This window comes from Embleya sp. NPDC056575, assembly GCF_042793325.1.
Taxonomy (GTDB): Bacteria; Actinomycetota; Actinomycetes; order Streptomycetales; family Streptomycetaceae; genus Embleya.
Window position 1 is genome coordinate 146,280 of the sequence record NZ_JBHTVA010000004.1, and the last position, 25,392, is coordinate 171,671.

Genomic DNA, 25,392 nt, shown 5'->3' on the forward strand with positions numbered 1-25,392 from the left:
TGCCGACACGGTCGAATGCGTGGATGGGCCGGGTCATTCGAAGCCCTGGTCGACGAGCGAGAACAACTCGTCGTCGGTGGCCGACTGCACGTCCGAGACGTCGTCGGCGGTGGTGGGGGCGCTCTCGTCCGGCGCGGTGCAGTCGGCCAACAGCCGACGCAGCCGCTCGGCCAACCGGTCGCGGGCGTCCGCCTCGCCGAGCACCGCGTGCAACTCGCCCTCGAACCGGTCCAGATCGGCCAGCAGCGCACCGATCGGGGACGCTGCCTCGACCAGCCGGCCGCTCAGGTGGCGGGCCAGGATTCGCGGCGTGGGGAAGTCGAAGACGAGGGTGGAGCGCAGCCCGACCCCGGTGCCCCGGATCAGCCGGTTGCGCAGTTCCACCGCGGTGAGCGAGTCGAACCCGACCTCCTTGAAGGCCCGTTCCGGTCCGATCTCGCCGATGCCGGCATGCCCGAGCACCGCCGCGGCCTGGGCCCGTACCAGGCCGACCAGTTCGCGCTCGCGCTCCTCCTCGGGCAGCGCCGCCAGGCGCCGGACCAGGGCCTCGCCGTCCGCCTCGGTCGAGGTCTCGGCGGGGATCGTGCGACTGCCGTTCCGGGAGGGCGACAACGGTGACGTCGACGCGGGCCCGGTGAGATCCGTCGACGCCGAAACCAACACGGCGTCCTCCCGGCGCATCGCCTCGTCGAACAGGTCGGGCAGCCCCGGCAGCGGATCCGTCCCGCACGCGAGCGACACCCCGGGCAGCCCACGCGCCCGCCGATGTGCGGCCAGCGCATCGTGAAGGGCGTCCACCCCGGCCGTGGCCGCGTACGTCGACGAACCGAGCAGGCTCGCCGCCGACGAGAACAGCACGAAGAACGCCAGGTCCACGTCGGCGGTCAGCTCGTGCAGGGCCCAGGCCGCATCCGACTCGCCCGACGCGTCCACCACGCCCACCGGCCGGTGTTCGGCCAAGAGCGCGGCAAGCCCGCCCGAATCGTGCCCGTCCCAGGCCGCCGACACGACCTCGACACCGGCCTCACGCAGCCGGGCGAGCGGTTCGGTCGGCCCCGCGCCCGAAGGATCCACGGACAACAACACGAACCGACCCACCCCGTACGCCTCGGCCAGATGTTCGGCCACCCGCGCACCGACCGCCCGGTCCGCACCGGCGATCAACACCGTGCCGGTCCCCACCGCCGACCGTGCCCCGCCGGAGGCCGGAATCCGCTCCAGCCTCGGTACCGACACCCGGCCACCGCGCACCGCGAACTGCGGCTCACCACCGGCCGACGCCACCGCCGCCAGAACCGCCGCCGAGGCCGGCTCGTCGTCCAGGTCGACCAGCACGATCCGCCCCGGATGCCCGGCCTGCGCCGCCCGGACCACTCCCCAGACCGACGCCGACGTCGGATCCCCGAGGCTCGCGTCCCCATCCACGACCACCGCCGAGCGGGTCACCACGACCAGCCGGGCCGGCGCGAGCCGTTCGTCGCCGAGAAACGCCTCCAGCCGTCCGACCAGTTCCGCCGTCACCTCCCGCATACGCCGCTCGGAGAACGGCACATCGGCATCCGGATCGCCGACCGGGAGCAGTACCAGATCTGGCAACGGCCGCTCACTCGAAGCAAGTTCGGCAACTCCCGGATACCGGTCCACCGACCCGCCCAGACCGGGCGGATCCCACCCGCCGACCACCGCCACACGCGGCGCCGCCACGGGTACGGGAACCGACGACGCCCGCCACGCGAGCCGGTACAGCGCGTCCCGCCCGCCGCCGGCCCGCCGTAGCTGCTCGGCGGAGATCGCCCGCACCGTCAACGCCTCGACCGCGGCGACCGCCCGTCCGGTCTCGTCCGTGATCCGCAGCGACACCGCGCCCTCGCCCGACGGCACGCACGACACCCGCAGCCGGGTCGCACCGGCCGCGAAGAGCCGCACCCCGTGCCAGGAGAAGGCCACCCGGATGTCGTCCTCGTCGAGCTGCCCCGGATCCACCCGCAGGGTCTGCACGCCCGCGTCGAGCAGCGCCGGATGCACCCCGAAGCGGTGCGCGTCGCGCTCCTCCCCGGCCGGCAGCGCCACATCGGCGAACACCTCGTCCCCGCGCCGCCAGGCGGCGCGCATCCCGCGAAACGCCGGCCCGTAGTCGACCCCGGACCCCATCAGCCGCGCATAGAAGTCCGCCACCTCGATCGGCTTCGCGCCGACCGGCGGCCACGCCTCCGCAGCCGCGTCGAGAGCGGCACCCGCCTCGGTGTCGGCGACGAGGACACCGACGGCGTGTCGGGTCCACGGTTCCTCGCCGGGCGCGTCCTCCGGCCGGGAGTACACCGCGACCGCCCGGGCCCCGGCGGCGTCCGGCCCGTCGACGGTCACCTGTACATGCACGCCGCCGTGCTCCGGCAGCACCAGCGGCGTGTGCAGGGTCAGTTCGTCCACCACCGGGCACTCCGCCTCGGCCCCGGCCCACAGCACCAGGTCCACGAACACCGTGCCCGGCACGATCGTCGAGCCGAGCACCACATGATCCGCGAGCCACGGGTGGGTCGCCGTCGACAACCGCCCGGTGAACAACAACCCCGCGCCCTGCGCCGGCCGTATCGCCGCACCCAGCAAAGGATGCGCGACCGCGGCCAGTCCCAACCCGGCCGGATCCCCCGAGCGTGCCCCTTCGTCCAACCAATAGCGCCGCCGCTGGAAGGCGTAGGTCGGCAAGTCCACCCGCGCACCGACGATCAATCCGGCCCAATCCACCGGCAGACCACGCACGAACGCCGCCGAGAGCGCGGCGACCAGCCGATCGGGCCCACCCTCGCCCCGCCGCAGCGTCTCCAGAACGACGCCGTCCACCCCGGCCGCCTCCAGGGTGTCCCCCATCGGCACCACCAGCCCCGGATGCGGACTGCACTCCACAAACGCACCATGCCCATCCGCGACCGCCGCACCGACCGCCCGCTCCAACTCGACCGTGCGACGCAGATTCTCGAACCAGTACGACCCGCCCAACTCGGCGGGATCCGCGATCGGCGCACCGGTCACGGTCGAGTACATCGGCACACGGCCCGCCCGCGGCGTCACACCCGCCGACAACCGCTCCACCTCGTCCCGCACGGCCTCCATCCGCACCGAATGCGACGCGTAATCCACCGGGATCCACCGAGCCCGCACACCATCCCGCTCACACCCGGCGACCACCACCGCCAGCGCCTCGACATCACCCGAAAGCACCACACTCGACGGCCCGTTCACCGCCGCCAACGACAACCGGTCGTCCTCGGCAACCAACTCCCGGGCCCGATCGGCGGACACACCCACCGACACCATCCCGCCACCGGAAGACGCAACCCCGAGCAACGCCCGACTCCGCAGCACAACCACCCGCACCGCATCCGCCAACGACAGATAACCCGCCACATGCGCAGCCGCGATCTCCCCCTGCGAATGCCCGATCACCGCACCCGGCCGAACCCCACACGACTCCCACCACCGCGCAAGCCCCACCATCACCGCGAACAACGCCGGCTGAACCACATCCACCCGCTCCAACTCACCGGCAGACCCACCCCGCAACACATCCAACAACGACCAATCCGCCACCAACGGATCCATCACCGCCGCACACTCCGCCACCACACCCGCAAACACCGGCGAACACTCCAACAACCCGGCCGCCATCCCCACCCACTGCGACCCCTGACCCGGAAACACGAACACCGGATCCGAGCCGGTCATCAGCGAACCGGGGTCCCCCACCCCACCGCGCGCCAACTCGTCCAGCCCAGCGACAAGCTCGCCGGACTCGCGCCCGCGCACCACCGCCCGCACGTCCAACACCGCCCGACCGACCACCAACGACCGGGCGACATCCGCCGGTTCGGCGTCCGGATGGTCGCTCACCCAATCCCGCAACCGCGCCGCCTGTGCCCGCAGCCCGGCCTCGGTGCGCGCCGACACCACCCAGGGCAGCACCCCGCCGACTCCCGGGACCTCCGGCGCGGCGGGCGCAGGCTCGGCGGCGTCCGCAGGCGCCTCCTCCAGGACCACGTGTGCGTTCGTCCCGCTGATCCCGAACGACGACACACCCGCCCGGCGCACCCGCTCGCCCGCCGGCCACGCCACGTCGTCCGCCAACACCTCGACCCGCCCGGCCGACCAATCCACATGCGGCGTCGGCTCGTCCACATGCAACGTCCGAGGCAACACCCCATGCCGCAACGCCAACACCATCTTGATCACCCCGGCCACACCCGCAGCCGCCTGAGTGTGCCCGATGTTCGACTTCACCGACCCCAACCACAACGGCCGATCCCCCGGCCGACCCTGCCCGTACGCGGCCAACAACGCCTGCGCCTCGATCGGATCACCCAACGTCGTCCCGGTCCCGTGCGCCTCCACCGCGTCCACATCGACCGGCGACAAACCGGCGCCGCCCAACGCCTGCCGGATCACCCGCTGTTGCGAAGGCCCATTCGGCGCGGTCAGGCCATTCGACGCCCCGTCCTGATTCACCGCCGACCCACGCACCACCGCCAACACCGGATGCCCATTGCGCCGCGCATCCGACAACCGCTCCACCAGCACCAACCCGACACCCTCGGCCGCGCCCATCCCGTCCGCCGCCGCCGCGAACGCCTTGCAGCGGCCGTCCGGCGACAGACCCCGCTGCCGGGAGAACTCCACGAAGAACTCGGTGGTGGCCATTGCCGTGACGCCTCCGGCCAGGGCCAGTTCGCATTCGCCCGACCGCACCGCGTTCACCGCCAGGTGCAGCGCGACCAGGGACGACGAGCACGCGGTGTCGATACTGACCGCCGGGCCCTCCAGGCCCAGGACGTACGACACCCGACCGGACGCGATACTCGCCGAACTGCCGTAGCCCAGATAGCCCTCGACCTCGTCCGGTACCTGGTTCACCCGGGCGCCGTAGTCATTGTCGATCACCCCGGCGAACACCCCGGTCCGGCTGCCGCGCAGCGAGGTCGGATCGATGCCAGCCCGCTCGAACGTCTCCCACGCCGTCTCCAGGAGCAACCGCTGCTGCGGATCCATCGCCAACGCCTCACGCGGCGAGATCCCGAAGAACTCCGCGTCGAACTCGCCGATCCCATACAGGAATCCGCCCGATTCCACGTAGCTCTTGCCGGCCCGCTCGGGATCGGGGTCGAACAGCCCGGCCAGGTCCCATCCCCGGTCCGTCGGGAACGGCCCGATCGCGTCCCCGCCCGAAGCCAGCAGGCTCCACAGGTCCTCCGGCGAGGCCACCCCACCCGGGAACCGGCAGCCCATGCCGACGATCACGATCGCATCGTCGGCGTCCCCGTGCCGCCCACCGATCGGCGACACCGGCACCGGCACGGCCTGTATCGAACGACCGACCAACTCACCCACCAGGAACGCCGCCAGCCCCGCCGGCGTCGGGTAGTCGAAGACCAGCGTGGACGGCAAGCGCAGCCCGGTCGCGGTGTTCAACCGGTTGCGCAGTTCCACCCCGGTCAGCGAGTCGAACCCCAGCTCCTTGAACGCTCGCCCGGACGGCACCGCCCCGGCCGACTCGTGTCCCAACGTGTTCGCGGCCTCGGTCCGCACCACGTCCAGGACCGCCTGCTCCCGCTCGGCCGGGGACATCCCCGCCAGCCGTCGGGTCAGCGCCGACCCGCCCGCGCCCGCCGCCGCCCGTCGTGTAGCGGTCCCGAGCAACTCGCGGAACAGCGCGGGTCGAGCACCGGCATCCGCCCGCATCACCGGGAGGTCCAGGTGTGCCGGCACCAGCGCCGCCTCGGGCCGGCCCAGCGCGATGTCGAACAACCGCAGTGCCTCGGCCGCCGGCATCGCCACCGCGCCGGTCCGGGCCCAGCGGGCCACGTCGGCCTCGCTCAGCCGCCCGCCCATCCCCTGCGTACCCGCCCACAGGCCCCAGGCCAGCGAGATCCCGGGCAGGCCGCGATCGCGGCGCTGCCGGGCCAGGCCGTCGAGGAAGGCGTTGGCCGCCGCGTAGTTGCCCTGTCCCGGGCCACCGAAGGTGGTGGCCCCGGAGGAGAACAGGACGAACGCGGCCGGGTTCGCGTCCCGGGTCAACTCGTGCAGATGGAACGCGGCGTCCGCCTTGGGACGCAGCGCGTGTTCCAGGTGCGCATCGGTCAGGTTCGTGATGGTGGCGTCGTCCACCACACCGGCGGTGTGGATCACCCCGGTCAGCGCGTGCCGGGCCGGGATGCGCGCCAACTCGGCGGCCAGCGCGGCACGATCGGTGAGGTCGCAGGCGGCGAGGGTGACCTCGGCCCCCTGCGCGGTCAGGTCCTCGACCAGTTCGGCCGCGCCGGGTGCGGCCGCGCCCCGGCGGGACAGCAGCAGAAGTCGGCGCACGCCGTGCGCGGACACCAGATGCCGGGCCACCAGGGCACCCAGGCCGCCTGTGGCACCGGTCACCAACACCGTGCCATCGGGCGCGAAGGCGAACGGCCCGCCGTCCCCGGCAGTCACCCTCGCCAGCCGAGGCACCCGGAATCGGCCCGCGCGGATCGCCAGTTGCGGCTCCGCCGAGGCAAGAACCGCCGGCCAGGCATCAATCGACGCAGCGTCCTCGTCGAGGTCGACCAGCGAGCATCGGTCGGGGTGTTCGGACTGGGCCGAGCGCAACAACCCCCATACCGCCGCACCGGCCAGGTCCGCCACCCGCTCGTCGGGGTCGGCATCCACGTCGGCGGCGACGGCCCCGGAGGTCACCACGAGCAGGCGCGTCGCCGCGAAGCGGGAATCGGCCAGCCATTCCTGCGTCCGGCCCAGCACGTCCGCAAGCACCCGCCGGGTGCGCTCGACCGACCCTTCCGAATCATCGGGCCTGCCCACGCCCACCACCACGACATCGGGCGGTCCCGCCGCCACATCCCCGGCCGCCTCGACCACACTTCGGTACACCGGCACATCCGGATACGCCGCCACCAGCCGGGCAAGCGGCCCGGAGTCCGCCGCGCCCACCACCGCCCAGCGAACCGCCGCGCCCGGCTCGTCGCCCGACACCGACCGCCACTCCACCCGGAACATCGAGTCGCGCGGCGGCGCCCCCGCCGGGCGCAGCCGCTCGGCCGCGACCGGCCGCACGGTCAGGGCCCGAACCGACCCGACCGGCTCACCGTCCATATCGCTCAGCCACAACGCCACCGCATCCGCCCCCGCCGGTGCCAGCCGCACCCGCAACCGTCCCGCTCCGGCCGCAACCAGCCGAACTCCGCGCCAGGAGAAGGCAATCCGCGCCTCACCCGGCGCAACCTCCGCCGCCGGCTCCACCCCCAGCGCGTGCACGGCCGCATCCAACAGCGCGGGATGCACCTCGTAGCGTTCGGCCTCCTGCCGTGCGTCGTCGGCGAGTTCGATCTCGGCGAACGACTCGGCGCCGCGCCGCCACAGGGCGCGCAGCCCCTGGAAGGCGGGACCGTACTCGAATCCGGCCGAGGCCAGTCGCTCGTAGGCTCCGTCCAGATCGACCGGCGAACTACCCGCGGGCGGCCAGATCGCCGACTCCGCGGCCACGTCCGCCGGGTCGAGGTCAGTCGCGGTCAGGGTGCCGGAGGCGTGCCGGGTCCACGGCTCGCCGCCGGCCGCGTCCTCCGGTCGGGAGTGGATCTCCACCGATCCGACCCCGGCGGCGTCGGGTGCGCCGACCCGGACCTGAATCCGTACACCGCCCGCGTCGGGCAGGATCAGCGGCGCGTGCAGGGTCAGTTCCTCGACCGTCGCCCGGCCGACCGTCGCGCCCGCACGCAGCGCCAGGTCGACGAACACCGTGCCGGGCGCGATCACCGTCCCGAGCACCACATGCTCCGCGAGCCACCCGTGCGAGGCCGCGGACAGCCGCCCGGTGAAGACCGTCCCGGCCCCGTCGGCCAGATCGACCCCGGCGCCCAGCACCGGATGTTCGACCGTGAACTGCCCCCACCCGACCCCGCCGGCCCGCTCGGCGGGCTCCACCCAGTACCGCCGCCGCTGGAAGGCATAGGTCGGCAGCTCGACCCGCCGCCCCGGCACCATCCCGGACCCGGCCCAGTCCACGGCCAGACCGCTCCGGAACGCCGCCGAAAGCGCGCCGACCAGCCGATCGGGACCGCCCTCACCCCGCCGCAGCGTCTCCAGAACGACGCCGTCCACCCCGGCCGCCTCCAGGGTGTCCCCCAGCGGCACCACCAGTCCCGGATGCGGACTGCACTCGACGAAGACCGAATGCCCGTCGACAACGGCTGCTCCGACGGCCCGCTCCAACTCGACCGTGCGCCGCAGATTGTCGAACCAGTACGAACCACCGAGCACACTCGGGTCGGTAACGTGCCCCCCGCTCACCGTGGAGTACATCGGCACGCGGCCCGCCTGCGGCGTCACATCCGCCAACAGCCGCTCCACCTCGTCCCGCACGGCCTCCATCCGCGCCGAATGCGACGCGTAATCCACCGGGATCCATCGAGCCCGCACACCATCCCGCTCACAGCCGTCGACAACCACGGCCAGCGCCTCGACATCACCCGAAAGCACCACACTCGACGGCCCGTTCACGGCCGCCAACGACAACCGGTCGTCCTCGGCAACCAGCTCCCGGGCCCGATCGGCGGACACACCCACCGACACCATCCCGCCACCGGAAGACGCAACCCCGAGCAACGCCCGACTCCGCAGCACAACCACCCGCACCGCATCCGCCAACGACAGATAGCCCGCGATGTGCGCAGCCGCGATCTCCCCCTGCGAGTGCCCGATCACCGCACCCGGCCGCACCCCACACGACTCCCACCACCGCGCAAGCCCCACCATCACCGCAAACAGAACCGGCTGAACCACATCAACCCGCTCCAACTCACCGGCAGACCCACCCCGCAACACATCCAACAGCGACCAATCCGCCACCAACGGATCCATCACCGCCGCACACTCCGCAACCACACCCGCAAACACCGGCGAACATTCCAACAACCCGGCCGCCATCCCCACCCACTGCGACCCCTGCCCCGGAAACACGAACACCGGACCGGCGGCGGGGACCGAGCCGACGATCGGCGCCTCGTCACCCGGCCCGTTGTCGACCAACCTCTCGACCGCCGAACGCAGTTCCGCGAGGTCGCGCCCATGCACCACCGCCCGGTGATCGAGCGCCGCCCGCCCGGTCGCCAACGACCGCCCCACATCGAGCGGATCCGCGTCGGGATGTACGGCCAGCCAGTCCCGCAACCGCGCGGCCTGTGCCCGCAACGCGGGTTCGGACCGGGCCGACAACACCCAGGGCACCCGACCGCCCCACACCGATGTCCCGGCCGCCGGAGGAGTCACCGCAGGCACCGATCCCGCCGGGTTCTCCTCCGCCTGCTCCAAGATCACGTGCGCGTTGGTCCCGCTGATCCCGAACGACGACACACCCGCCCGGCGCACCCGCTCACCCGCCGGCCACGCCCGCGCGCTCCTGAGCAGTTCGACCCCACCCGAGGACCAGTCCACATGCGGCGTCGGCTCGTCCACATGCAAGGTCCGAGGCAACACCCCCTGCCGCAGCGCCGAAACCATCTTGATCACCCCGGCCACACCCGCAGCCGCCTGGGTGTGCCCGATGTTGGACTTCACCGACCCCAACCACAGCGGCCGATCCGGCGCGCGATCCCGCCCGTAGGTCGCGAGCAACGCCTGTGCCTCGATCGGATCACCGAGCGTCGTCCCGGTCCCGTGCGCCTCCACCGCGTCCACATCGGCCGCGGACAGCCCGGCGTCGGCCAGGGCCGCCCGGATCACCCGCTGCTGCGACGGGCCGTTCGGCGCGGTCAAACCGTTCGACGCGCCGTCCTGGTTCACCGCCGACCCACGCACCACCGCCAGTACCGGATGCCCGTTGCGCCGGGCGTCCGACAGCCGCTCGACCAGGAGCAGGCCCACGCCCTCGGCCGCGCCCATCCCGTCCGCCGTGGCCGCGAACGCCTTGCAGCGGCCGTCCGCGGACAGTCCGCGCTGCCGGGAGAACTCCAGGAAGAAGTCGGGCGTGGACATCGCCGTCACCCCGCCGGCGAGCGCCAGGTCGCACTCCCCCGACCGCAGCGCGTTCGCCGCCAGGTGCAGCGCGACCAGCGACGACGAGCACGCCGTGTCCACGGTCACCGCCGGCCCCTCCAGGCCGAACGTGTAGGCCACCCGGCCCGAGGCCACGCTGGCCGCGTTCCCGGTCAGCAGGTGGCCCTCCAGCCCGGCTTGCGTACGGGCGCCCCCGGTCGCGTAGTCGTGGCCGGCCATCCCGGCGAAGACGCCGGTCCGGCTGCCCCGGAGCGAGGTGGGATCGATGCCCGCCTGCTCGAAGGTCTCCCACGCGGTTTCCAGTAGCAGCCGCTGCTGCGGGTCCATCGCCAACGCCTCGCGCGGCGACACACCGAAGAACTCGGCGTCGAACTCGGCCGCCCCGGCCAGGAACCCGCCGGTGCGGACGTAGCTCTTGCCGACCCGCTCCGGATCGGGATCGAACAACGCGTCGACGTCCCAGCCGCGGTCGGTCGGGAACGGCCCGATCGCATCGCCGCCCGCGGCCACCAGGTCCCACAGGCCCGCGGCCGAGTCGACCCCGCCCGGGAACCGGCAGCCCATCCCGACGATCACCACCGGATCGGCCGCGACCACCGCACCCCCGGCGGCCGGCCCGGTCGGCGTCGTCTCCACCGCGCCGACCGACTCGGCGACCAGGAAACCGGCCAGGCCGAGCGGGGTCGGGAAGTCGAAGACCAGCGTGGACGGCAGCCGCAATCCGGTGGCGCCGCTCAGCCGGTTGCGCAGTTCCACACCCGTCAGCGAGTCGAACCCGAGATCGCGGAAGGTGGCTTCGGGCCGCACCCCGTCGATCGACTCGTGCCCCAGGACCACCGCCGCCTCGGCCCGGACCAGCCGCAGTGCCACGTCCACTCGCTCGGCGGGCGCGGCCGTGGCGAGCCGTCGGGCCCACGGCGCCTCCGGGAGCGCGTCGTTCCGGCGGGTCGGGGTGCCCACCAGGCCGCGCAGCAGCGGAGGTACCGGCTGGGTCGCCGCCTGTGCGCGCAGTGCGGCAAGGTCCAGGCGGGCCGGGATCAGCGCCGCCTCGTCGGCCTGCCAGGCGGCGTCGAACAGCGCGAGCCCCTGGGCGGTCGAAATCGGCACCAGGCCGCCGCGCGCCAGGCGCTTCAGATCGCCGACGCCCAACTGCGCGGTCATTCCGCCGCGTTCCGCCCACAGGCCCCAGGCCAGGGCGGTCGCGGGCAGCCCCCGCTCGCGGCGCCGACCGGCGAGGCCGTCCAGGAACGCGTTCCCCGCCGCGTAGCCGCCCTGGCCGGCCACGCCGAGTACGCCGGCCACCGACGAGAACAGCACGAACGCGGCCAGGTCCGCGTCCCGGGTGAGTTCGTCCAGTACGAGGGCGGCGTGCACCTTGGGCCGCAACACGTGGTCGACCCGCTCCGGGGTCAGCGCCTCGATCGGCGCGTCGTCGAGTGTTCCGGCGGCGTGTACCACGGCGGTCAACGGGTGTTCGGCCGGTATCGCGGCCAACACCGCGGCCATCGCCTCACGATCCGCCGCATCGCACGCCACGATCGTGGTCTCGGCACCCGACTCGGCCAATTCCGCCACCAGTTCGGCGGCACCGGGAGCGGCGGGCCCGGCCCGTCCGGTCAGCACCAGCCGGCGCACACCCCACCGTGTGACCAGGTGTCGGGCCAGACCGCGACCCAGGGTGCCGGTGCCGCCGGTGATCAGGACCGTACCGTCGGCCGCGAGCGGCTGCGGCACGGTCAGCACCACCTTGCCCACATGCCGGGCCTGGCCCAGGAAGCGCAGCGCCTCGCGGGCCCGGCGGATGTCCCAGGCCCGAATCGGCAGCGGTTGCAGGACACCGCGCTCGAAGAGGTCGACCAGTTCGGCGAACATTTCGGCGATACGATCCGGACCGGCCTCGATCAGGTCGAAGGCCCGATAGCGCGCCCCGGCCGGCAGCCCCTCGGTCCGGATGTCCGTCTTGCCCATCTCCACGAACCGGCCGCCCTCGGCCAGGAGTCGCAACGACGCGTCGGTGAACTCGCCCGCCAGCGAGTTCAACACCACGTCGATCCCGCGCCCGTCCGTGGCCCGCGCGAAGCGCTGCTCGAAGGACAGGTCCCGGGACGAGGCTATCCGCTCGTCCGGAACACCCAGCCCGCGCACCGTGGCCCACTTCGGCGCACTCGCGGTCGCGTACACCTCGGCGCCCCGATGCCGGGCCAGCTGGGTGGCGGCCATGCCGACCCCACCCGTGGCCGCGTGCACCAGCACCGATTCACCCGACCGCAGCCCGGCCAGGTCGTGCAGCCCGTAGAGCGCGGTGAGGAAGACCACCGGCACCGACGCCGCCTGAGCGAACGACCAACCCGCCGGTACCCGGGCCAACAACCGCCGATCGGCCACCGCAAGCGGCCCGAACGCCCCCTCGAACAAGCCCATCACCCGGTCGCCGACGGCCGGATCCGACACGCCCGGACCGACCTCCACGACCACCCCGGCCGCCTCGGCGCCGACCACCGCCCGCCCCGGGTACATGCCGAGCGTGATCAGCACATCGCGGAAGTTCACCCCGGCCGCCCGCACCGCCACCCGCACCTGCCCGGCCGCCAACGGCGCCGAGGCGGCCGGATGCGCCGCCACCACCAGATCGTCCGGCGTCCCTGCCGTCCCGGACTCGATCCGCCACGCCTGATCCGACCCCGGCGCCGGCGGTACCAGCGCCGTGTCGTCCACCGCCCGCACCAGGCGCGGCGCCAGCACCACATTTTCGCGAATCGCCACCTGCGGCAGCCCGCACGCCACCGCCGCACCCAGTGCCGAACCCGAATCGGCATCATCCCGATCGACCAGGACGAAGCGCCCCGGATGCTCGTTCTGCGCGACCCGCACGAGACCCCAGATCGCCGCATGCGCCGGAGAACCCACCCGTTCCCGCGCGTCCGTGGCAACCGCGCCACGGGTACGGACCACCAGCCGCGCCTCGGCGAACCGCTCGTCCGCCACCCACGCCCGAACCGCGGCCAGCACCGCATGCACCGCACCGGCCACCGCCTCGGCTGCTTCGCCGACCACGGGCGGGCAATCGAACAGCCCCACCTCGGAGGCCTGTTCGGCGCCCGCGAGGGTCACCACTCGAATCCCGCCCGCCACAAGCTCCGCCTGTGGGTCGGACTCCGCGATCGAAGCGGGGAGTTCGCCGTCGGCGCGCTCCGCCACCGGCGCGTCCGCGATCTCCCAGACCATCCGGTACAGCCACTCGCGGCTCACGTCCTCGGCCGCCACCAACTGCTCGGCAGCCACCGGCCGCAGCGTCAGCGACGCGACCGACGCCACCGGAACACCCCGCTCGTCGGCCACCTCGACCGCCAGCGTCTCCCGCCCGGTGCGCCGCAACACCACCCGGAGCACCGACGCCCCCGGCCCATGCAGCGTGACCCCGGTCCAGGCGAACGGCAACAGCGTCGTCCCCGACTCCGCCACCGCCGCGGCCGCGGCCACATGCAGCGCGGCGTCCAGCACCGCCGGATGCAGGTCGTAGCCGTGCGCGTCCCGACCGGCCGCCTCCGGCAGGGCGACCTCCGCGAAGAAGTCGTCACCCCGCCGCCACGCGGCCCGCAACCCCCGGAAGATCGGCCCGTATTCGTATCCGTGCTCCGCAAACCGCTCGTACACGGTCTCCGGGTCGACCACCTCGGCGTCCGCCGGCGGCCAGACCGCCCACGCCTCCGCTCCGGCCGACGCGGATCCGAGCACGCTCGCGGCGCCCAGCGTGCCGGTCACATGCCGAGTCCACGACTGCTCGGCGGCGGCATCCTCGGGTCGCGAATGGAACTCCACCGCCCGACGCCCGGCCGAATCCGCCGTGCCCACCGCCACTCGAAGCCGGATGCCGACCCCGTCCGGCAGCACCAGCGGCGCATGCAGCGTGAGTTCGTCCACGACCGGGCAACCGGCCTCGACACCGACCCACGACGCCAGCTCGACGAACGCCGTCCCCGGCACCACCACCGAGCCGAACACCGCGTGGTCCGCGAGCCATCCGTGCGTCGCGGCGGACAACCGCCCGGTGTACAGGAGTTCCCCGTCCCGAACCGAACCGACCGCGGCCCCCAGCAGCGGATGATCGGCCGCGACCAGCCCCAACCCGATCGGATCGCCCGCGTGTTCGCCACCCGTCAACCAGTAGCGCCGCCGCTGGAACGCGTAGCTCGGCAGTTCGACGTGGCGCCCCGGCAACATCCCGGCCCAGTCCACCGCGACACCCGCCACGAACGCCGCCGAGAGCGCGGCGACCAGCCGATCGGGACCGCCCTCACCCCGCCGCAGCGTCTCCAGAACGACGCCGTCCACCCCGGCCGCCTCCAGGGTGTCCCCCATCGGCACCACCAGCCCCGGATGCGGACTGCACTCCACAAACGCACCATGCCCATCCGCGACCGCCGCACCGACCGCCCGCTCCAACTCGACCGTGCGACGCAGATTCTCGAACCAGTACGACCCGCCCAACTCGGCGGGATCCGCGATCGGCGCACCGGTCACGGTCGAGTACATCGGCACACGGCCCGCCCGCGGCGTCACACCCGCCGACAACCGCTCCACCTCGTCCCGCACGGCCTCCATCCGCGCCGAATGCGACGCGTAATCCACCGGGATCCACCGAGCCCGCACACCATCCCGCTCACACCCGGCGACCACCACCGCCAGCGCCTCGACATCACCCGAAAGCACCACACTCGACGGCCCGTTCACCGCCGCCAACGACAACCCGTCAACCCCGACAACCAACTCCCGGGCCCGATCGGCGGACACACCCACCGACACCATCCCGCCACCGGAAGACGCAACACCCAACAGGGCCCGACTCCGCAGCACAACCACCCGCACCGCATCCGCCAACGACAGATAACCCGCCACATGCGCAGCCGCGATCTCCCCCTGCGAATGCCCGATCACCGCACCCGGCCGAACCCCACACGACTCCCACCACCGCGCAAGCCCCACCATCACCGCAAACAACACCGGCTGAACCACATCAACCCGCTCGGCCAACCCCTCGCCACCCGCACCACGCAACACATCCAGCAACGACCAATCCGCCACCAACGGATCCATCACCGCCGCACACTCCGCCACCACACCCGCAAACACCGGCGAACACTCCAACAACCCGGCCGCCATCCCCACCCACTGCGACCCCTGACCCGGAAACACGAACACCGGACCCGGCCCCGAGAACATCGGCCGCCCATCACCGATGCCACCGCCGGCAGCCAACTCACCCAAACCAAGCGCGAGTTCATCTACGTCGCGACCACTGACCACCGCCCGCCGATCGAAGACCGACCGCTCCCGCGCCAACGACCACCCCACGTCGACCGGATCCGCCTCCGGATGACGCGCCGACCACTCCCGCAACCGCGCCGCCTGCGCCCGCAGACCGTCGGCGGTCCTGGCCGACAACACCCACGGCACCAGGCCCGCCACACCCACCGGCTCGTCCCGGGACACCGCCGGCTCGGCCGCCGGCGCCTGTTCGACGATCACGTGCGCATTCGTCCCGCTGATCCCGAACGACGACACGGCGGCCCGGCGCGCCCGGCCGACCTCGGGCCACGGTCGACGCTCGGCCAGCAGCTCGACGTGCCCCGTCGCCCAGTCCACGTGCGGCGACGGCGCGTCGACGTGCAACGTCTCGGGCAGTACGCCGTGCCGCATCGCCATGATCATCTTGATCAGGCCGGCCGCCCCGGCCGCGGCCTGCGTGTGCCCGATGTTCGACTTGATCGAGCCCAGCCACAACGGCCGATCCGCCGGCCGATCCTGCCCGTACGTGGCCAACAACGCCTGCGCCTCGATCGGATCACCCAACGTCGTCCCGGTCCCGTGCGCCTCCACCGCATCCACATCCGCCGCAGACAACCCCGCACCGGCCAACGCCGCCCGAATCACCCGCTCCTGGGACGGGCCGTTCGGCGCGGTCAGCCCGTTCGACGCGCCGTCCTGGTTGACCGCCGAGCCACGCAGCAGCGCCAGCACGGGATGGCCGTTGCGCCGCGCGTCGGACAGTCGTTCCACCACCAGCAGCCCGACACCCTCGCCCCACCCCGTACCGTCCGCGCCCGCCGCGAACGACCGGCACCGGCCGTCCGCCGACAGGCCGCGCTGTCGGGAGAACTCGACGAAGACGTTCGGGGTGGACATCACCGTCACCCCGCCGGCGAGCGCGAGATCGCACTCCCCCGACCGCAGCGCGTTGGCCGCCAGGTGCAGCGCCACCAGCGACGACGAGCACGCCGTGTCCACGCTGACCGCCGGCCCCTCCAGGCCCAGCGCGTAGGACACCCTGCCGGTCACGACGCTGCCCACGTTGCCGGCCAGCAGCATGCCCTCGAAGCCGTCGGGGGCGTGGTGCAGCCGCGAGGCGTAGTCGTTGTACATCACCCCGGCGAACACACCCGTATTGCTCCCCCGCAGCGTCCTGGGATCCAGGCCCGCGTGCTCGAACGCCTCCCACGCGGTCTCCAGGAGCAGCCGCTGCTGCGGATCCATCGCCGCCGCCTCGCGCGGCGAGATGCCGAAGAACTCGGCGTCGAAGTCCCCCGACTCGTAGAGGAATCCGCCCTGTCGGGTGTAGACCTTGCCGACCTTGTCCGGGTCGGGGTCGTACAGGTTCGCCAGGTCCCAGCCACGATCCCCGGGGAAGTCGCCGACCGCGTCCGTGCCGGCCGCGACCAGTCGCCACAGGTCCTCGGGACCGGCCACACCGCCCGGATAGCGGCAGCCGATGCCGACGACGGCGATCGGCTCGTCGACCGTCACGGTCGGTGCGGCGGCGGGCGTGGTCCGCTCGCTCGGCGCCGCACCGATCAGCTCTCGCGTCATCCGAGCGACCAGGGCCGTACCACTGGGGTGGTCGAAGACCACGGTCGCGGGCAGCCGCAGGCCGGTGAACGCATTGATTCGGTTGCGCAGTTCGAGTGCGGTCAGCGAGTCGACGCCCAGTTCGCGAAAGGCGCGGTCGAGGTCGAGGCGTTCGGGTGCGTCGTGACCGAGGACGGCGGCGAGTTGCCCGCGCACCAGGTCGGTGATCGCCCGTTCCCGCTGTTCCCCCGGGAGTTCCCGGATTCGCCGGGGCCACGACGAGGCGTCCGCCCGGTCGCCGGAGGCGGCGGCACGCGGCGGCGGGACACGCACGAGGCCGCGCAGTACGGCGGGCAGCACACCGCTCGCGGCCAGGGCCCGCAGTGCGCCGCGGTCCAGGCGGGCCGGGATCGTATAAGGGCGGTCCCGGTGCAACGCGGCGTCGAACAGGGCGAGTCCGGTCTCGGTGGGCAGCGTCGCGATTCCGCCCCGGGACATCCGGGCCCGGTCGGTGTGGTCGAGGTGGCGGGTCATCCCGCTGCCCTCGGCCCACAGTCCCCAGGCCAGCGCGTTGGCGGGCAGCCCGGCGGCGCGGCGGTGTTCGGCGAGAGCGTCCAGGAAGGTGTTGGCCGCCGTGTACGCGCCCTGGCCGGCATTGCCCGTGATCGCGGTGATGGACGAAAACAGCACGAATGCCGCCGGGTTCGCCGCTCGGGTCAACTCGTGCAGATGCCAGGCCGCGTCCACCTTGGGGCGCAGCACCGCGTCGAGCCGATCCGGGGTCAACGACAACAACGTGGCGTCGTCGAGCACACCGGCGGCGTGTACGACGATCGTCGGCGGGTGCTCGGCGGGGATGTCCTCGATCACCCGGCGCAGCGCGGCCCGGTCGGCGACGTCGCACGCGGCCACGATCACCCGGGCGCCGAGCGCGCCGAGTTCGGCGATCAACTCCTCGGCCCCCGCAGCCTCCCGACCCGCCCGTCCGAGCAGGAGCAGGTGCCGGATGCCGTGTTCGGCGACCAGCCGGCGGGCGATCAGCGCACCCAGGGTGCCGGTGCCACCGGTGATCAGCGCGGTCCCGTTCGGATCGGGTCGGCGTCGGGCGATCGCCGCATCCGCCGAGTCCACCGCCACCATGCGGGGTAGATGAACCATCCCGTCACGCAAGGCGAGTTGCGGTTCACCCGCAACGGCCGCGCCGAGCAGCGCGGAACCGGAGCGCACCGCATCGTCCAGGTCGATCAGCACGAAACGATCGGGATGTTCGGACTGCGCGGTCCGCAACATCCCCCATACGGGGGCTGCGGGCAGCCCGGACAGCGCGTCACCGGCCCGGGCGGCGACCGCACCACGGGTGACCACGACCAGCCGCGCCGCACTCGACCGCTCGCCGGCAAGCCAACGCCCGACCAGGTCCAACGCCCAGCGCGCGCTGTCGTGCGCGGCGCCCGGGACGTCGTCGTCCGCCCCCACCGGCACGGCGGCGAACACCACGTCGGGCGTGGGTTCCCCCGTCGTGAGCAGTCGCGCATCGAGATCCGCGAGGCTCGGATACACCTCGCCGCCGCCCAAGCCGAGGTCGTCCCCGATGAACGCGTGCCGGAGACCCGTCGGCTCCGCCGGGGTCGGCCCGGTGATCCAGCGCAGGTCGAACATCGCCTCGTCCGGCCGGGGTTCCGCCGCGATCCGCCCGTCCGCGGGCAGTTCGCGCAGGGTGAGCGCACCGATGGACAGCACCGGCGCACCGACGCCGTCGGCAACCGTGAGCGCCGTGGCCCCGTCATCCGCCCGACGCAGCCGTACCCGCAGCATGTCGGCCCCGGTGGCGTACAGCCGCACGTCCGCCAGCGAGAACGGAATACGCGGCGGCGTACCCGCCGGCCCGTCCTGCGTCGAAAACAACGAAGGCGACAACGAAGGCAACGAAAGCAACGGATGCAGTGCCGCGTCCAGGAGCGCCGGGTGGATCCCGAATTCCGTCCCCGCGACCCCCGGCTCCGCTTCCCGCAGTTCATCCGGCAGCCGCACCTCGGCGAACAGTTCGCCGCCGGCCCCGCGCCAAGCCGCACGCAGTCCCCGAAAGGCCGGCCCGTAGCCGTAACCGAGCCCGGCCAACGCGGGGTAGGCATCGGCGACGTCGAGCACATCGGCACCGGGCGGCGGCCACTCGGTGAGCCCGCCGCCGCCGACCTCCCGCACCGAATCAACGAGCAGCCCACCCGCATGCCGAACCCACGTCTCCCGCTCCGCGTCGGCACCGCCACCACCCGCACGCCGGGAGTGGATGGTGACCGCCCGTCGCCCCTCCTCGTCCACCGGGGCCGCGGCAACCCGCAGGTGCACGTCGCCGCTCTCGGGCAGGAGCAGCGGGCTCTCCAGGGTCAGTTCCCCGACCTGCGGAATCCCCACGTACTCCCCAACCCACAGGGCCAGTTCGAGGAACGCGGTCCCCGGCAACACCACGGTGTCCGCGACCGCGTGGTCCGCCAGCCACGGCAGCTCCCGCAGCGAAATCCGACCGGTCGCGATCACCGTGCCATCCGGCTCGACACCGAGTGCGCCCAGCAGCGGATGGGCGATCGGCGTCAGACCGAGGGCGGCCGTACCCTCGGGAGCCGCCTCACGCGGGTTCAGCCAGTAGCGGCGGTGCCGGAACGCGTAGGTGGGCAGGGCAACCGCCCGCGTCCCGGTTCCGGCCGGGTCGAACAGCGCTTCCGCGTCGGGCCGGGCGCCGTGCGCGACGGCCTCCGCCACCGCGACGAGAAAGCGGGCCCGGTCGCCGTGGTCGCGGCTCAGCGTGCCGATCGTGGTGCCGCCGCTGCCGCACGCGTCCAACGTTTCCTGGGTACCGAGCGTGAGCACGGGGTGCGGGCCGACCTCGACGAACAGCCGGTGACCGTCCTCGCTCAGCGCCCGAACGGCCGTCTCGTACCGCACCGTTCGGCGCAGGTTGCGGTACCAGTAGTCGGCGTCGAGGCCGCTTGTGTCGGCCATGCGACCGCCGGTCAGGGTGGAGTAGAAGGCTGTCGACGCGGCTCGCGGCGTCACGTCGGCCAGGTCGGTCAGGAGCCGATCGCGGATCCGCTCCATGTGCGCGGAGTGCGACGCGTAGTCGACGGGAATGCGCCGGGCCCGCAGGTCGTCCGCCGCGCATCGGTCCAGGAACGTGTCCAGTGCCTCGGTGTCGCCGCTGACCACGGTGGCGCTCGGCCCGTTGACGGCGGCCACCCCGAGCCTGCCGGCCCAGGGTTCGAGCAGCGCGGCGACACGTTCGGCGGGCAGCGACACCGAGGCCATCCCGCCGCTGCCCGCCGCCGCGACCAGCGCCCGGCTGCGCAGGGCGACCACCTTGGCGGCGTCGGCCAGGGACAGTGCGCCCGCGACGTACGCGGCGGCGATCTCGCCCTGCGAGTGGCCGACCACGGCCTGCGGTTCGATCCCGATCGAGTGCCACAGCGCGGCCAGCGAGACCATCACCGCGAACAGCGCCGGTTGCACGACGTCGACGCGCGTCAACCCGGGCGTCCCGGGTTCGCGGAGCACGTCGAGCAGCGACCAGTCGACGGCGTACGGGTCGAGCGCGTCGGCGCAGGCCCGCATGGAGGCGGCGAACGGCTCGCTGGTGTCCAGGAGTTCCAGCGCCATCCCGGACCACTGGGTGCCCTGCCCGGGGAAGACGAACACGGTCCCGCCCCGGGCCGCCGCGGCGCCGCCCCGGATCAGCCGGTCGGCGGGGCGATCGGCGGCGAGCGCGGTCAACCCGTGCAGCGCCTCGGCGTGGGTGCGCGCCGGCACCACGGCGGTGTACTCGAACCCGGTCCGGCCGCGCAGCAGCGAATATCCGACATCGGCCAGGGCCGGGGCGTCCGCCCCCCGCAGCAGTCCCGCAAGCTGCTCGGCCTGCCCCCGCAACGCGGCCTCGCTCCGCGCGGAAACCACCAGCGGCACGGGGTCGGCGACACCGTCGGACGCAGGACCGCCGGCAGGGGCGGGCCCCGGTGCCTCCGCACCCCCGCCCGCCTCCTCCACGATCACGTGCGCGTTCGTCCCGCTGATCCCGAACGACGACACCGCCGCGCGGCGCGGTCGGTCGTGCGCGGGCCAGTCCGTGGTCGTCGTCGGCAGCGTGATCGCCCCGTCCGCCCATCGCACATGGGGCGATGGTTCGCGCAGGTGCAGCGTCCCCGGTACCGCGCCGTGTCGCAGGGCCAGCACGGTCTTGATCAGCCCGGCCACACCCGCCGCGGCCTGGGTGTGGCCGATGTTGGACTTCACCGAGCCGAGCAGCAGCGGCCGATCGGCGGCCCGATCGCGCCCGTACGTGGCCAGCAGCGCCTGTGCCTCGATCGGGTCGCCCAGCGGTGTCCCGGTGCCGTGTGCCTCGACCAGGTCGACGTCGTGCGGACCGAGTCCGGCGGCGGCCAGCGCGTCCCGGATGACGCGTTGCTGGGCGGTCCCGTTGGGCGCGCTGAGCCCGTTGCTGGCCCCGTCCTGGTTGATCGCGGAGCCGCGCAGCACGGCGAGTACGGGATGGCCGTTGCGGCGTGCGTCGGACAGGCGTTCCAGCAGGAGCACGCCGACGCCCTCGGCCCAGGCGGTGCCGTCGGCGTCCGCCGAGAACGGCTTGCAACGACCGTCGGGGGCCAGGCCGCGCTGCCGGGCGAACTCGACGAACATGCCGGGGCCGGCCATCACGGTGGCGCCGCCCGCCAGGGCCAGCGCACATTCCCCGCTCGCCAGCGAACGGGCGGCCAGGTGCACCGCGACCAGCGAGGACGAGCAGGCGGTGTCGACGGTGAGCGCCGGGCCCGACAGGCCGAGCGTGTACGCGATCCGCCCGGACGCGACGCTGGGCGTGGTGCCGGTCAGCAGGAAACCGGCGAGGGCGTCGGTGGATTCGTGCATGCGCGGGCCGTACTCCTGCGCGGTGGCGCCGACGAACACCCCCACCCGCTCGCCGCGCAGCGTGCTCGGGTCGAGTCCGGCGCGTTCGATCGCCTCCCAGGAGGTCTCCAGGAGCAGCCGTTGCTGCGGGTCCATGGCCAGCGCCTCGCGCGGGCCGATCCCGAAGAACTCCGCGTCGAAGTCGCCCGCGCCGTCCAGGAATCCGCCGGATCGCACATAGCTGGTGCCGGGCCGGTCCGGGTCGTCGTGGTGGAGCCGATCCAGGTCCCAGCCGCGGTCGGTGGGGAAGGCGGTGATCGCGTCTGTGCCGTCCGCGACCAGCCGCCACAGGTCCTCGGGGGTGCGGACCGCGCCGGGTAACCGGCAGCCCATCGCCACGATGGCGATCGGTTCGTCGGCGCGGGCCGGCCCGGACGTCGGTCGGGGGCCGGTCGGCGCGGGCAGGTCGAGCGTCCGGGTACGCAGGTGGTGGGCGAGCGCGGTGGGTGTGGGGTGGTCGAAGACCGTGGTCGGGGGCAGGTCGAGGCCGGTGTCCCGGGCCAGCCGGGTGATCAGTTCGACGGTGCCGAGCGAGTCCAGGCCCGATTCGCGATAGGTGCGATCGGGTTCGACGGTCGTGGTCGCGCCGGGGCCCAGGACGGCGGTCGCGTGTGCCCGGATCAGGTCGAGCAGGATCCGATGTTGCTCGGCCGCGGACAGGGCGGCCAACCGCTCGGCCAACGTCGGGACCACTGCGGGCGATTCGTCCGGCGCGACCGTGTCGGCGGCTTCCGCCGAGGCACCCGGCCAGTGGCGTGCGCGCCGGAAGGCGTACGTGGGCAACGCGACCCGGCGCGCCCCGCGCCCCGCGAACACCCGCTCCCAGTCCGGGTCCACGCCGTTGGCGTACAGGCGGGCCACCGCCGTGGTCAGCGCGTCCGCCTCGGAGCGGTCGCGGCGCAGCGTCGGGATCGTGGCCACGGTGTCCCGCTCGCCGTCGACCAGGCAGGTCCGGGCCGCCGCCGACAGGCTGCCGTCCGGGCCCAGTTCGAGCAGTACCGTCGCGCCCTCCGCCCGCAGCCGGCGCACCCCGTCGTGGAAGCGCACGGTGTGCCGCACGTGGCGGACCCAGTAGTCCGGGGAGCCGGCCTGCTCGGCGGTGAGCGGCAGGCCGGTCAGGTTCGACACGACGGGCAGGGTGGGTGCCCGAGCGGTCAGCCCGGCGGCCACCTCGGCGAAGGCGTCCGTCATCGCGTCCATGCGCGGTGAGTGGAAGGCGTGTGCGACCCGCAGTCGGGTGGTCTTGTGGCCCTGTGCCCGCCAGCCGGCCGCGACGTCCAGGACCGCGTCCCGGTCGCCCGAGATCACCGTGGCCAGCGGCCCGTTGACGGCCGCGATCGAGACCCGGTCGCGGACCGGTTCGAGCGAGGCGAGCACGTCGTCCTCGGCGACCCGCAGCGACACCATCGCCCCGCCGTCCGGCAGTTCCTGCATCAGCCGGCCCCGGGCCGCGACCAGCGCACACGCGTCGGGCAGGGACCAGACGCCGGCCACATGCGCGGCGCACAGCTCGCCGATCGAGTGGCCGAGCAGCAGGTCCGGGGTCACCCCCCAGTGCTCGAACAGCCGGTACAGCGCGACCTCGACGGCGAACAGCGCGGGTTGGGTGTACTCGGTGCGGTGCACGAGCGCCGCGTCCGGGCTGTCGGGTGACGCGAACAACACCTCGCGCAGCGGGCGCGGCAGGTGCGGGTCCAGGTGGGCGCAGGCGTCGTCGAAGGCCGCCGCGAAGACGGCGTGGCGGTTGTACGACTCGCGGGCCATGGCCGGGCGTTGGCTGCCCTGTCCGGTGAACAGGAAGGCGGTGCGGCCGGGTCGAGCCTCGGGTCGGACCAGGTGTGGATCCGCGCCGGCTCCGCGTAACGCGTCGAGCCCGGCGAGGAGTTCGGCGTGGTCGCGAGCGAGTACGACGGCGCGGGCGGCGAACGCGGTCCGGGTGGTGGCCGCCGAGTAGCCGAGGTCGGCCGGGGCCACGTCGGGATGTTCGCGTACATGGCCGTGCCACCGCCCGGCCTGGGCCCGAAGCCCGTCCGCGTCGACGCCGGAGATCGGCACGGCGACCGCGTCCGAAGGCACCGGGCCGGTGGCGGACTCCGCGACCGGATCCGCCCCGCCCGAGGGCGCCGACGCGACCGGCGGCCCCGCCCGGCCCGCGGGCTCCGCCTCCGCGAGCACCACATGGCAGTTGGTCCCACCCATCCCGAACGAACTCACCCCGGCGATCAGGGTTTCGTCCGGGCAGGGCCAGTCACCCTCGGCCGTCTGCACCCGCAGGCCCAGTTCGCCCAACGGGATTCGCGGATGGGGCTCGGCGAAGTTCAGGCTTGCCGGGAGCCGCCGGTGTCGGATCGCCAACACCGTCTTGACCAGGCCGACGATGCCGGCCGCGCCCTCCAGGTGCCCGACGTTGGTCTTCACCGAACCGACGGCCAGCGGTGGCCGGTTCGCCCGCTCCGCGCCGAGCGCCGCACCGAGTGCGGCGGCCTCGATCGGGTCGCCGACGGGGGTGCCCGTGCCGTGCAGTTCGACGTATTGCACGGCGGACGCGGTGACCCCGGCCCGCCGCCGGGCCAGCCGGATCACCTCCGCCTGGGCCCGGGGGTCGGGCGCGGTCAGCGCGTCGCCGCCCCCGTCGTTGTTCGTCGCGCTGCCCCGGATCACCCCGTGCACGACGTCACCGTCGGCCAGCGCCCGGGACAGCGGCTTGAGCACCACCACCGCACCGCCCTCGCCGCGCACGTAGCCGTCGGCCCGGGCGTCGAAGGTGAAGCAGCGGCCCCGCGGGGAGAGCCCGCCGAACTTGGCCGCGTCGCCGTCGTGGTCGGGAACCAGGTCCAGGTTGACCCCGCCGACCAGGGCCAGTGTCGACTCGCCCCGGCGCAGGCTCTCGCCGGCCAGGTGTACCGCGACCAGGGACGAGGACTGGGCCGCGTCCACCGTCATGCTGGGGCCGCGCAGGCCGAGGGTGTACGAGACCCGGTTGGCGATCATGCTGCGGTGCAGGCCGGTGGCGTGTCGGGGGCCGGGCTCGACGCCGGCGCGGCGCAGCAGGGTGGCGTAGTCGTCCCAGATCGCGCCGGCGAACACCCCGGTGGCGCTGCCCCGGATCCGGGTCGGCGGGATGCCCGCGTGTTCCAGGGCCTCCCAGCACAGTTCGAGCATCAGGCGCTGTTGCGGGTCGATCAGCGCGGCCTCGCCCGGGGTGATGCCGAAGAAGGCGGCGTCGAACCGGTCCACCGCGTCCAGGAATCCGCCTCTTCGCGGTCGGTTCGCGGCTGGGTGAGGGGATCCGCCGGCCGTTCGGTTCGCGTCGTTCGCCGCTCTGGCGTCCCGGCGATGGTGGGGCACTTCGGTGATCGTGTCGCGTCCGCTGCTCAGCAGGTCCCAGAACTCGTCGGGGCCGTCGGCGCCGGGGAGTCGGCAGGCCAACCCGACGATGGCCACCGCGTCTTCCGGCGCGGGGTGTGTGCGATGGACATCGGCGTTGAACTCATTCATTCCGCGCTCCATGACCTGCATACGTTGAGTACACGGACGAACACAGATCAACACATTGGAGTACCGGGTCGATCGGCCGCA

Annotated in this window: 1 protein-coding gene; it reads right to left on the bottom strand. The window is 73.4% G+C overall.

The window, feature by feature from the left end; translation table 11 throughout:
* Window positions 1–33: 33 nt before the first annotated feature.
* Window positions 34–25,311, bottom strand: a complete 25,278-nt coding sequence (locus ACFRCG_RS04215; RefSeq protein WP_380028576.1) for an SDR family NAD(P)-dependent oxidoreductase — start codon at window positions 25,309–25,311, stop codon at window positions 34–36.
* Window positions 25,312–25,392 lie beyond the last annotated feature (81 nt).

Coding starts and splice junctions, on each gene's coding strand:
- ACFRCG_RS04215 (WP_380028576.1), bottom strand. CDS start 25,311: ATGAATGAGTTCAACGCCGATGTCCATCGCACACACCCCGCGCCGGAA.